Origin of the sequence: Variovorax boronicumulans (assembly GCF_029892485.1) — a bacterium.
In the GTDB taxonomy this organism is placed as follows: Bacteria; Pseudomonadota; Gammaproteobacteria; order Burkholderiales; family Burkholderiaceae_C; genus Variovorax; species Variovorax boronicumulans_B.
Genome location: NZ_JARXVG010000029.1, coordinates 1 through 10,629 on the forward strand (window position 1 = coordinate 1; position 10,629 = coordinate 10,629).

Annotated in this window: 10 protein-coding genes and 1 tRNA gene; 6 read left to right on the plus strand and 5 right to left on the minus strand. The window is 62.4% G+C overall.

What is annotated here, in order from left to right:
• Positions 1 to 216: 216 nt before the first annotated feature.
• Entirely contained in the window at positions 217 to 513 is a 297-nt protein-coding gene (locus M2282_RS30725; protein ID WP_280812556.1) for a YciI family protein, read from the minus strand.
• 11 nt (positions 514 to 524) lie between these two features.
• A complete protein-coding gene (locus M2282_RS30730) occupies positions 525 to 1,328 on the minus strand; it encodes an SDR family oxidoreductase (protein ID WP_280812557.1) in 804 nt (267 codons plus the stop codon).
• A 103-nt stretch (positions 1,329 to 1,431) separates the two neighbouring features.
• On the opposite strand from M2282_RS30730, the gene M2282_RS30735 reads away from it, so the two are divergent.
• Entirely contained in the window at positions 1,432 to 1,869 is a 438-nt protein-coding gene (locus tag M2282_RS30735) for a winged helix-turn-helix transcriptional regulator (protein ID WP_258350071.1), read from the plus strand.
• Positions 1,866 to 3,101, plus strand: coding sequence for a multidrug effflux MFS transporter (locus tag M2282_RS30740; protein ID WP_280812558.1), 1,236 nt, complete (start codon positions 1,866 to 1,868; stop codon positions 3,099 to 3,101). The genes M2282_RS30735 and M2282_RS30740 overlap by 4 nt, the downstream gene beginning before the upstream one ends.
• 303 nt (positions 3,102 to 3,404) lie before the next feature.
• Here M2282_RS30740 and M2282_RS30745 read toward each other — a convergent pair whose 3' ends face one another.
• The 3 genes from M2282_RS30745 to M2282_RS30755 all read right to left on the minus strand — a co-directional run bounded on the left by M2282_RS30745 (position 3,405) and on the right by M2282_RS30755 (position 6,095).
• On the minus strand, positions 3,405 to 4,022 hold the full coding sequence (locus tag M2282_RS30745; RefSeq protein ID WP_280812559.1) for a hypothetical protein: 618 nt from the start codon (positions 4,020 to 4,022) through the stop codon (positions 3,405 to 3,407).
• A 600-nt stretch (positions 4,023 to 4,622) separates the two neighbouring features.
• Complete coding sequence (locus tag M2282_RS30750) at positions 4,623 to 5,846, minus strand: tyrosine-type recombinase/integrase (RefSeq protein ID WP_280812560.1); 1,224 nt, start codon at positions 5,844 to 5,846, stop codon at positions 4,623 to 4,625.
• 174 nt (positions 5,847 to 6,020) lie between these two features.
• Positions 6,021 to 6,095: transfer RNA gene (locus M2282_RS30755), tRNA-Arg, on the minus strand.
• Positions 6,096 to 6,356: 261 nt separating this feature from the next.
• Between M2282_RS30755 and M2282_RS30760 the strand changes: the two genes are divergently transcribed.
• The 4 genes from M2282_RS30760 (at position 6,357) to M2282_RS30775 (ending at position 10,452) form a co-directional block, all read left to right on the plus strand.
• Complete coding sequence (locus M2282_RS30760) at positions 6,357 to 7,382, plus strand: Bug family tripartite tricarboxylate transporter substrate binding protein (RefSeq protein WP_280812564.1); 1,026 nt, start codon at positions 6,357 to 6,359, stop codon at positions 7,380 to 7,382.
• A 135-nt stretch (positions 7,383 to 7,517) separates the two neighbouring features.
• Complete coding sequence (locus M2282_RS30765; protein WP_280812561.1) at positions 7,518 to 8,039, plus strand: tripartite tricarboxylate transporter TctB family protein; 522 nt, start codon at positions 7,518 to 7,520, stop codon at positions 8,037 to 8,039.
• Positions 8,040 to 8,066: 27 nt separating this feature from the next.
• Positions 8,067 to 9,599, plus strand: coding sequence for a tripartite tricarboxylate transporter permease (locus M2282_RS30770; protein WP_280812562.1), 1,533 nt, complete (start codon positions 8,067 to 8,069; stop codon positions 9,597 to 9,599).
• A gap of 16 nt (positions 9,600 to 9,615) precedes the next feature.
• A complete protein-coding gene (locus M2282_RS30775) occupies positions 9,616 to 10,452 on the plus strand; it encodes a cytidylate kinase family protein (RefSeq protein ID WP_280812563.1) in 837 nt (278 codons plus the stop codon).
• Positions 10,453 to 10,629 lie beyond the last annotated feature (177 nt).

Genomic DNA, 10,629 nt, shown 5'->3' on the forward strand with positions numbered 1-10,629 from the left:
GAGGCCGATTGCCTCGGTTCCCAACATAGACGGGGGCACGATGCTTGTTAAATCACAGACTGTGCGGCGGGCTACCGCGCGAGCGGTTTAGTCCTCAGACTGGATGTGGTCATTCATGAGTAAACCCAGAACGACTTCTTCCAGCAAGAGCGGCTACCAAACGCGATGTGAGGTTTGCCGCTTGCTTCAATGGCGTTTGCACACGAAGCGACGCAATTAAGAGCGCGACTTCAGGCCAAGCATCTTGAAATGCTCATAGTGCCCGACCCCATTCTTGACAATCGGATCCTGCGATGTAAGGGCATCGATGTCTTGCCCATCTTCGATCTGGAACAGTGACACGCCATAACCGCCGGTCGGGTCCATCACCGGACCGTGAGCGACAACGATGCCTTTTACGAGCAGGTCGTTCAGGAAAACGCCGTGCTCGCTCATCCAGTTCTTTTCATTTGGGGACATCGTCGCAAGGAAATCCGCACGGGGCGGAATGAATTTGCACAGGTAGAACTTCATGGTGTCCCCAATCAAGCCGTCTTCACACTTTTGAGAATCGAGCCCTCGAACATCTTCGGGATGTAGTTTTGCAGGAACAGGATCATCCCGGTCATCTTTCCAACGGGATTGCTGAACTTCGGCGCCGGCGCCTCAATGAGACCGGAAATAGTCTGGATGACGGCGTCTGGCGATTCCGCCCCGTCGATGCCTTTTTGCGTCGCGGCCTGCACCTGCTTTCGGTAGGCGTTGTAGTCGGCGATCTCGCCGCTCGCCGCGGCGACCGCGTTGTGGCCCAGGTTCGTCTTGAACCACACGGGCTCCACCATACTGACCTTGATGTTGAACTGGTCCAGCTCGAACCGCAGCGACTTGAAGTAGCCCTGCACCGCGTGCTTCGAGGCCGCGTAGAAAGACAGATTGGGTGGACCGATCAGCCCCACGATCGAGCTCACCGTGATGATCTGCCCGGACTTCTGGGCCCTGAGTCGGGGTAGCAACGCATTCGTCACCTTGATGGTTCCCCAGAAGTTCGTCTCGAACTGCTGGCGGCCCAGCCCGATGGGCGTTTCTTCGGCAATGCCGGTCACCATGTAGCCGGCGTTGTTCACGAGGACATCCAAACGCTCGGTGGATCGGGCCAGTTCGCGAGTGAACGATGCGATGGATTCGTCATCGTCGATGTCGAGGCGCAGCAGCTTGAAAGGCACCTGCGCTGCGTATTTTTCCGGCGTACGGCTCGTACCCACGACGTTGTGGCCCTGTGCGTGCAGGCGCGTCGCCAACATCAAGCCGAAGCCCGACGACGCGCCTGTGATCAGTACTGTCTTTTTCATGTGTGCTTCCAATTCAAGAATCGATCGAGGCATTTCACGGGTCTGGACGAACCGCGGGTCGCAGGTTAGTATCGTTTAAGTACTAAGTCAATATCAAAACGATATGAACTCGAAAACCGATGCCCAACCCACATGCCCCATCGAGCGCAGCCTTGCCTTTCTGGGTGACAGCTGGACCATGCTGATCCTGCGAGACGCCAATGCGGGTGTGACGCGCTTCGATCAGTTCAAGAAGAATCTGGGTATCGCACCGACCATGCTGACCAAGCGACTGGCGACGCTGACGGACGAGCGCTTGCTCGAGAAAAAGCTCTACTCCGAACGCCCGCCGCGCGAGGAGTACGTGCTGACCGCTGCCGGGCGAGACTTTCTGCCGGTCCTCTTCATGATTGCCGAGTGGGGTCGAAAGCATCGAGGCGAAGGTCGGTTGACGCGCTTTCTTGACGCCGAGAACGGAACGGAAATCAAACCTACCGCGATCGATGCCGTGACTGGCGCGGAAATCGGGACACGCGCCATCCGTGTCCTGATCCCCGAATGAAAGACGCCGCCGTCCAGACGCTGGCCGCAGGTCGTCCGGTCCCAACGCGCGGCATGGTGTCGCTGCTTGCCGCCCTCGCGGCGATCGGCGCCTTGTCGACCAACATCATCCTGCCGTCGTTTCCGGCCATCGGCGCAGGGCTGGGCGTGTCCGACGCGCAGCTCGGGGTGACGTTGAGCATCTTCTTTGTTGTCTTCGCGATCGGCCAACTCATCGTTGGTCCGCTGTCGGACCGGTACGGGCGACGCAAGTTGGTGATCGGCGGCCTGCTCATCTTCGCCGCAGGCGGCGTCATCTGCGCGCTGTCCCCCAATCTAACCTGGTTGGTATTGGGCAGGGCTGCTCAGGCAGCGGGCGTGTGCGCCGCCTCAGTCCTCGCACGCGCGATTGCCAGAGACCTGTTCGAAGGCGAGACGCTTTCGAAGGTGCTTGCGATGGTGATTGTGGCGATGGCCGCGGCGCCCGGGTTCTCTCCGCTATTGGGCAGTGTGGCCGAGCAATTTGTTGGCTGGCGTTGGACCTTCGCGACGGTTAGCGCAATGGGATTGATTTTGGCGATCTGGTACGCGCTGCGGCTGCCGGAAACTCACACGACTTCACGGCGCACGCCGCTGGCGATCGGGCCAGTTTTCGCGGCGTACATCCAGTTGCTGCGAGATGCGCGCTTCATGCGGCCAGCGACCGTCGTCGCGTGTGTGACGGGGGCGCTCTACGGCTTCTTCGCCGCTGCGCCTGCCGTGCTCATCGGTGCTCTCGGCTTGAGCTCGCTCCAACTGGGATTCTTCTTTGCAGCAACCGTCCCTGTCGTGTTCGCTGCGGGGCTGCTCGTTCCGAAACTGTCGGGCCGGTGGGGTCCCCAAAAGACACTGCAACTCGGCCTTGTGCTCTCGCTCACCGGTGGCATGCTGATTTGCGGCGTGAATGTTCAAGCACCAACCAATCTGGTCAGGTTCACCGCAGCCCTCTGCGTTTTCCTTTTCGGCATGGGCATGGCGAACCCACTGGGTACCGCCTTGTCTCTCGCGCCATTTGCGGCTCAAGCAGGCGCCGCCTCGGCCATGCTGGGCTTCATGCAGATGTCGGGGGCAGCCCTGGGCGCAACCTTTGTGACGAAGCTTGCAGGGCTGTCGCCTATGGCGGCCTTGGGCCTGGTGGTCGTTGCATCGCAAGTGCTTTCGATCGCGCTTTTCGCGCTCCTCCGCCAACAACCGCCGAAGCCATACGCTAGGTAGTGCCGCGTGAACGCAGCAATTCGGAAAACCAAGCTCTTAAGGCAGCCGCCGACGATCTTTTTAGATTCATCGCACCGCTTGCTGCTGCCGTAAGAATTGACACGAGGCAATGTTTGCTGGGAGAGCGATTCCGGCCGCGAAGCCGTCATTCAACTTGCCTTTGAGAACGTCTGCAATCGCTGCGTAGCCGCCTTTCGGGTGCGCCCGCCAGACTGGTTGCAGTTGGCCAGCTTCGACAGCTGAACGACCGCTGCAGCCGTTTCCTGTCATCACGAACCACACGAAACTGTCGCTGCTGTTGCGTCAGAACGTATCGATAACCTCGACGCTAGCGCCGTCGGTAGACACGCGTCGGACCGAGCCAGCTTCTGGGTTGTAGAGCACGATGGCGTTGAAGGTCGCAAAGACCACCCGACCACGATATTCGGTGCCATCGGTCTTCTTCACGGTGATGCAGGTCGATACTTTGGTTTTTGGCTTCCCGTCGTTCACCGGTGGTTGTGCCTGCAGACGTGTGCCTCGCGACTTTAGAGGCGAGCAGATCGAAGGGCCAACGACCCAATCGTCAATGTGTGCCTGACCTGCCTGCAGACCAGCCATTGGAACAATGCTCAAGAGGGCGGCCATGGACATGAGCCCGATGACGATTGCCAGAGTCGTCACAGGCATGACTACGAGGGGCGCAGCCAGCACGAGCATGAGAAATCCGGCGATGGCCAGCAGTTTGTTCCGTGGTGAGCCTCGTAGCTGCTCTGCGGCGTTGTGCAGCCAGGCCCAGCGACGAAGAAAGTACTGTGCTGCAAACGCGATGCCGCCGAGCACGATGAGCACTGCGATCATGGCTACTGCCATCTTGGTGGCCGGCCAACTCGTTTCCCAAATGCTCACGTAAAAGCCCCATTGCGACAGCTTGCTGAACATAAGCACTGCATCACAACCCAGCCGCCCAGCGTGAGAAGGTCTGAAGTGGAATTAAAGACCACTGCGTGGGGGATGCCGAAGCTGGCCTCGGCAGACAACGCTACGCCGTAACCGAGAAGCGCCAGAACGATAGCCGTAGCGGACGACACCGATAGAAAGATGGTCAGCACCTTGGTGCCTGAGAATTTTCGGGCGGCTGTGGGCTCTGTCATGCGGCAGCTTTCAGGAAATTGGCACGAAGATAACCCGCCGCAAAAAGGATTGGGCGCCGGCATGTAGCGGGTGCCCAGCGATGATCGATAGGGATTGCAGCCTGGCCGCAGGACTTAAAGTGTGTCACCGCCTCCGTTGCAGCGCTTTCATGCGTGGAGGCATTGCCCATCTCGGCGCCAGACTGACGAATTCGTCCGCAATCTGCTGATGCTGCAGAAGCTCGCGGCTTTAGCGGATGCGCGAGCGCTGGGCCCGGCCGCAGTCCGACGCGATCGCGTTGGTCGCCCTGCTCGAAAAGCGCGGGTTGCCCCAGACTGCGACGCATCTGCGCGATGTCGTGGCACTCATCTAGCTGGCTTGGCAGGAGCGCGCGGACTTGGCGCTATGTCATCTGGCGCGCTTCAAGGGAATCACGTCGGCACCGATGCGCAGCTTGTCCAGGTAGTCCGCCCAGCGCTGCATCATTCCCCGACGCGCTGGGAGATGTGCGGTGCGGTTGTACGCACGACCGTTGGCATCCTTGACCGTGTGGGCAAGTTGATGCTCAATGAAATCCACGCGCTCGCCAAGCACCTCATCCATGATCGTCCGCGCGGTTGCCCTGAAGCCGTGGGCCGTGTGGACTTCGGCGCTGTAGCCCATCCCGCGCAGAGCGGCATTGATGGTGTTCTCGCTCATGGGGCGTTCACCCGTCCGTATGCTGGGAAACACAAACCGTCCATGCCCCGTGATCGGGTGGAGGTTGCACAGGATCTCCACCGCTTGGGTTGCCAGCGGCACGACGTGATCCACTTTCATTTTCATCTTCGGGCCGGCGATGCGCCACTCGGCCGCGTCCAGGTCGATCTCAGCCCATTCCGCGGTGCGCAACTCGCCCGGCCGAACAAATAGCAGAGGGGAAAGCTTCAGCGCGGCAACGGTAGTGGCGTGGCCGCTATAGGCATGGATCGAGCGCATCAGGTCTCCGACTCGCTTGGGCTCGGTAATGGCGGCGAAGTGCTTTGTCGCTTTCGAGGCCAGAGCTTCGCTCAGATCGGCGGTTACGTCCCTCTCTGCCAGTCCTGACACCACTGCGAAGCGAAACACCTGCCCGCAAAGCTGCTTGACGCGGTGGGCGGTATCGATAGCGCCGCGTGCTTCCAGCTTGCGGACAACTCGCTCCAGAATGTCGCGCGGACCGATGGTGGACATGGGCATCTTGCCGATGAAGGGGAACACGTCCTTCTCGAGCCATGTCTTGACCTTGAGCTGCGTTCCACTCGCTCGCTTGGCCGCAGTCTTTCGCAGCCACTCGCGCGCAACCGCCTCGAACGTATTCGCCGCTGCGTCAGCTCGGGCTCTCTTTTCTTCGCGCTTGGCTGCGCTCGGGTCAGTACCGGCTGCCAGCAACTCGCGGGCGGCGGCGCGGCGGTGCCGAGCTTTGGCCAGCGAGACCTCTGGGTAGGTTCCCAGCGCCAGCGTTTTCCGCTTGCCGGCGAAGGTGTAGTCCATGCGCCAGTATTTCCCGGCAGTCTTCACCAACAGGTACATGCCAGCGCCGTCGGCATATTTGTCGCCGATGGCCTTCCCGGTGGGCTTCACTTGCCGAACAAACGTGTCTGTCAGTGCCATCTCCGCTCCTTAACGGTATCTCCTCACGGGGATTTCCGGGATACCGGCAAAAGTAACGGTATTTCCGGGAGATGGGATGCTACGCGGTGCGTCGTCGCGAGGCAAAGAAAAACCCGCTACGCCTTGGAGCGTGCGGGTTTCTGATGTGGAGTGAGACGCCGTGAACCAGGTCCTTGGTGCCTTCGACAGGAATCGAACCTGTATCTGAGTCTTAGGAGGACCCCGTTCTATCCATTGAACTACGAAGACATTCGGCGCGAAGGGCTCGGTGCCCGGCCGGCGAGGGGTTGCCGGTGCGCGCCGCGATTTTATAGGGTTCCTGCGGCGACTTCGCTGCACTGCAAAAAACCGGCCAGCGCGGGCTAACCCCGATACGAAATCTCCAAGAAGTTGACCACGGTCAAGTCGGCTTGCAGGCGGCTGCGCGCAACATCCGGCCTGTTCGTATCTCCGCTCAGATCCAAGAATAAAAAAGGGCGCACCTTACACAGACTGGAGACAAACATGACGATGAAGAACATCGCTTCGCAGTTCGCCCGCAGCTGGCGTGCCAAAGCCATCGGTGCGGCCGTCCTGGCGCTGGCCGCCATCACCCCGGCGCATGCCTGGGAACCCACCAAACCCGTGGAGTTCGTGATCCCGGCCGGCACCGGCGGCGGCGCCGACCAGATGGGGCGGCTGCTCCAGGGCATCGTCATCAAGTACAAGCTCATGAAAGAGCCGCTCATCGTCGTCAACAAGTCGGGCGGCGCGGGCGCCGAGGGCTTCCTGGCGGTGAAGGAGGCCAAGGGCGATCCGCACAAGATCATCATCTCGCTGTCGAACCTGTTCACCACGCCCATGGCCACTGGCGTGCCCTTCAACTGGAAGGACATGACGCCCGTCGCGATGCTGGCGCTCGACCAGTTCGTGCTGTGGACCAACGTCGACGCGCCCTACAAGACGGCCGGCGAATACATCGCCGCCACCAAGGCCGCGGGCCCCAGCAAGTTCAAGATGGCCGGCACCGGCTCCAAGCAGGAAGACCAGATCATCACCGTGGCGCTCGAGAAAGCCACCGGCACCAAGTTCATCTACGTGCCCTTCAAGGGCGGCGGCGAAGTCGCGGTGCAGCTGGTGGGCGGCCACGTGCACTCCACGGTCAACAACCCGATCGAGGCGGTGGCGCAGTGGCGCGCCGGCAAGCTGCGCGCGCTGTGCGTGTTCGACGACGAGCGCATGCCCTTCAAGGCGAAGGTGACCGACACGCAATCGTGGAACGACGTGCCCACCTGCAAGGAAGCGGGCGTGCCCACCAAGTACACGATGCTGCGCGGCATCTTCATGCCCGCCGGCGTCACGCCCGAGCAGCTGAAGTTCTACACGGACCTGCTCACCAAGGTGGCCGCCACGCCGGAGTGGAAGGAATACATGGAGAAGGGTGCCTTCAACCCGACCTTCATGACCGGCAAGCCCTTTGCCGACTGGCTCACCGCCGCCGAGGCGACGCACCGCACGCTGATGTCCGACGCGGGCTTCCTGGCCAGCAACAAGTAAGCCGCCCCGGGCGCAGAGCCAGCCCCGGCCGCGAGACCGCGGCGGGGTGGCGCGCCGGACGGCAGGCGGGCGCACGCAACGAGAGCGCGCGCGCACCGCCTCATTTCACTCACACATTTGATCGATGGGGGCTCCATGGAGCACGAAGAAATTTCCGATGGGGCGCCGCGTTCGGGCGTCGCCACCTACGTGGTCGAGGCGGTGGTCGCGGCGCTGCTGCTCATCATCGGGCTGGTGGTGGTGTTCGAGGCCCGCAAGCTCGGCGCGGGCTGGACGAGCGATGGGCCGGGGTCAGGCTACTTCCCGTTCTTCATCGGCGTGATCATCACCATCTCGGGCGCCGGCATCCTGTACCAGGCACTGCTCGGCAAGAACCGCAACACCGAGGTGTTCGTGGATTCGGTGCAGTTGAAGCGCGTGCTCTCGGTGCTGCTGCCGGCAACGGTGTACGTGCTGGCCATCACCTTCGTGGGGCTGTATGTCGCATCGGCGATCTACATCGCGCTCTTCATGATCGTGCTGGGCAAGTACTCGTGGGTGAAGAGCGTGATCGCGGCGCTCGCGGTCAACACGGTCTTCTTCTGCATGTTCGAGGTGTGGTTCAAGGTGCCGCTGTTCAAAGGCACGCTCGACCCCCTCCGGTTCCTCGGCTACTGAACTCACTGAATACGGAGCACAAGCGAAATGGACGAAATCAGCGCCCTGATGCAGGGCTTTTCAGTGATCCTCACCCCCATGAACATCGGCCTGATGTTCGTGGGGATCATCCTTGGCGTGCTCATCGGTGTGCTGCCGGGGCTGGGCGGCGCCAACGGGGTGGCGATTTTGCTGCCCCTCACGTTCACGATGTCGCCGACCTCGGCCATCATCATGTTGTCGTGCATCTACTGGGGTGCATTGTTCGGCGGGGCCATCACCTCGATCCTGTTCAACATCCCCGGCGAGCCCTGGTCGGTGGCCACCACCTTCGACGGCTATCCGATGGCGCAGCAAGGCCACGCGGGCGCCGCGCTCACCACGGCCTTCACCTCGTCGTTCGTGGGTGCGTTCATCGCGGTGGTGATGATCACCTTCCTCGCGCCGCTGGTAGCGAAGTTCGCGCTCAAGTTCGGCTCGCCCGAATTCTTCGCGGTGTACCTGCTGACCTTCTGCAGCTTCGTCGGCATGGGCAAGGGCTCGCCCTTCAAGATCCTCGCGTCGATGGCGCTGGGCTTCGCGCTGGCCTCGGTGGGCATGGACACGGTCACGGGCCAACTGCGCCTGACCTTCGGCCAGCCCGAGCTGATGCGCGGCTTCGACTTCCTGATCGCGGTGATCGGTCTCTTCGGCATCGGCGAAATTTTGCTGTCGATGGAAGAGGGCCTGAAGTTCTCCGGCAAGAGCGCCAAGATCGACCCCAAGGTGGTGCTGCAAACCTGGAAGCAACTGCCGCAGTACTGGGTCACGTCGCTGCGCAGCTCGCTCATCGGCATCTGGATGGGCATCACGCCCGGCGGCGCCACACCGGCTTCGTTCATGGCCTACGGCCTGGCCAAGAAGATGTCGAAGAAGGGCTCCAAGTTCGGCACCGGCCAGATGGAAGGCGTCGTCGCCCCCGAGACCGCGGCGCACGCCGCAGGCACCAGCGCGCTGCTGCCGATGCTGGCGCTGGGCATCCCCGGTTCGCCGACGGCTGCCGTGCTGCTGGGTGGCCTCCTGATCTGGGGCCTGCAGCCCGGGCCGCTGCTCTTCGTGGAGCAGAAGGACTTCGTCTGGGGCCTCATCGCCAGCATGTACCTGGGCAACATCGTGGGCCTGATCGTGGTGCTGAGCACGGTGCCGTTGTTCGCCTCGATCCTGCGCATTCCGTTCTCGATCATCGCGCCGGTGATCATCGTGATCTGCGCGATCGGTGCCTACACCGTGCACAACGCGATGCTCGACATCTGGTTCATGCTCGGCTTCGGCGTCATCGGCTACCTGTTTAAGAAACTCGACTTCCCGCTCGCGCCGCTGGTGCTCGCACTGGTGCTCGGGGACAAGGCCGAAGATTCGTTCCGCCAGGCGATGCTGGTCTCGCAAGGCGACGTGATGATCATGTTCTCGAACCCGCTGGTGGGCGGCATCACGACACTGGCCCTGGTGCTGCTGTTCTGGCCGCTGATCTCCAGGGCGCTGGCGTACATCAAGCCGCCGAAGAAGCCCGACGAGTTCGCCGTCGAACGGCCCGTGGACTGAGCGAAGGAGCACGCACATGCCAGTCATCGCACTGACCCAGGAGATGGGTTCCCTCGCCAAGGACGTTTCGGTCAAGCTCGCTGAAACGCTCTCGCTCGCCGTGATGCGCCATGAGGTCATCGACCATGTGGCCGAGAAGATGCAGGTCTCCAAGAGCCTCATCGGCCGCCTTCGCGGCGGCAAGGCGGGCCTGCTGGAGCGCCTGAAGACCGACCAGCGCAGCGTGGCGCTCTACACCGCGGACGAGCTCTTCGCGCTGGCCGACCGCGGCAACGTGGTGCTGCGCGGATGGGGCGCGACATGCCTGTTGCGCCCGGTGCCGCATGTGGTGTGCGTGCGCATCACGCGCTCGCTGGCCAAGCGCGTCGAGTGGCTCATGGGCGACCTCGAGACCGACGATGCCGCATTCGCCGAAGCGGAGATCCGCCGCAGCGACCAGGCGCATGCCTCGCGCATGCATGCGCAGTTCGGCGTGACCTGGGGCGACCCGGTGCTCTACGACCTGGTGCTCAACACCGACCGCGTGTCGGTCGACAGTTGCGTGGAGCAGATCCGGCAACTGGTGGGCCGGCCCGAGTTCGCGGAGACGCCCGAGTCGCGCGCGCTGCTCAAGAACATGGCGCTGGAGGCGCGCGTGAAGGCGGCGCTGAAGGAGCAGGCGGAGACCAGCGACATCCGTGTGACGGTGAATGCGAACCAGGGGGAGGTGATCCTGCGCGGGATCGTCCTCAACTCCGAAGAGCGGGCGCAGACCGAGGCGGTGGCGGCTGCGGTGTTCGGCGTGACGGGCGTGCACAACCAGTTGCGTTTGATGGCGACTTCGCGGCGGTTTGCGTCGGCGAAGCAGACCTGAGTTCGGGTCTTTCTCCCTCCCCCGCTGGGGGAGGGCAGGGGTGGGGGCACGACGGCCTTCATTCAAGCGCGGCTTCAAGTTGAGGCGCCGCTTGGGCCCCCCCCCCCCCCCCCCCCCCCCCGGGGGGGGGGAATAACCCACCCCCCCCCCCCATATTTTTACCCGACAAAAAACAAA

Coding starts and splice junctions, on each gene's coding strand:
- M2282_RS30725 (WP_280812556.1), bottom strand. CDS start 513: ATGAAGTTCTACCTGTGCAAATTCATTCCGCCCCGTGCGGATTTCCTT.
- M2282_RS30730 (WP_280812557.1), bottom strand. CDS start 1,328: ATGAAAAAGACAGTACTGATCACAGGCGCGTCGTCGGGCTTCGGCTTG.
- M2282_RS30735 (WP_258350071.1), top strand. CDS start 1,432: ATGAACTCGAAAACCGATGCCCAACCCACATGCCCCATCGAGCGCAGC.
- M2282_RS30740 (WP_280812558.1), top strand. CDS start 1,866: ATGAAAGACGCCGCCGTCCAGACGCTGGCCGCAGGTCGTCCGGTCCCA.
- M2282_RS30745 (WP_280812559.1), bottom strand. CDS start 4,022: ATGTTCAGCAAGCTGTCGCAATGGGGCTTTTACGTGAGCATTTGGGAA.
- M2282_RS30750 (WP_280812560.1), bottom strand. CDS start 5,846: ATGGCACTGACAGACACGTTTGTTCGGCAAGTGAAGCCCACCGGGAAG.
- M2282_RS30760 (WP_280812564.1), top strand. CDS start 6,357: ATGAAGAACATCGCTTCGCAGTTCGCCCGCAGCTGGCGTGCCAAAGCC.
- M2282_RS30765 (WP_280812561.1), top strand. CDS start 7,518: ATGGAGCACGAAGAAATTTCCGATGGGGCGCCGCGTTCGGGCGTCGCC.
- M2282_RS30770 (WP_280812562.1), top strand. CDS start 8,067: ATGGACGAAATCAGCGCCCTGATGCAGGGCTTTTCAGTGATCCTCACC.
- M2282_RS30775 (WP_280812563.1), top strand. CDS start 9,616: ATGCCAGTCATCGCACTGACCCAGGAGATGGGTTCCCTCGCCAAGGAC.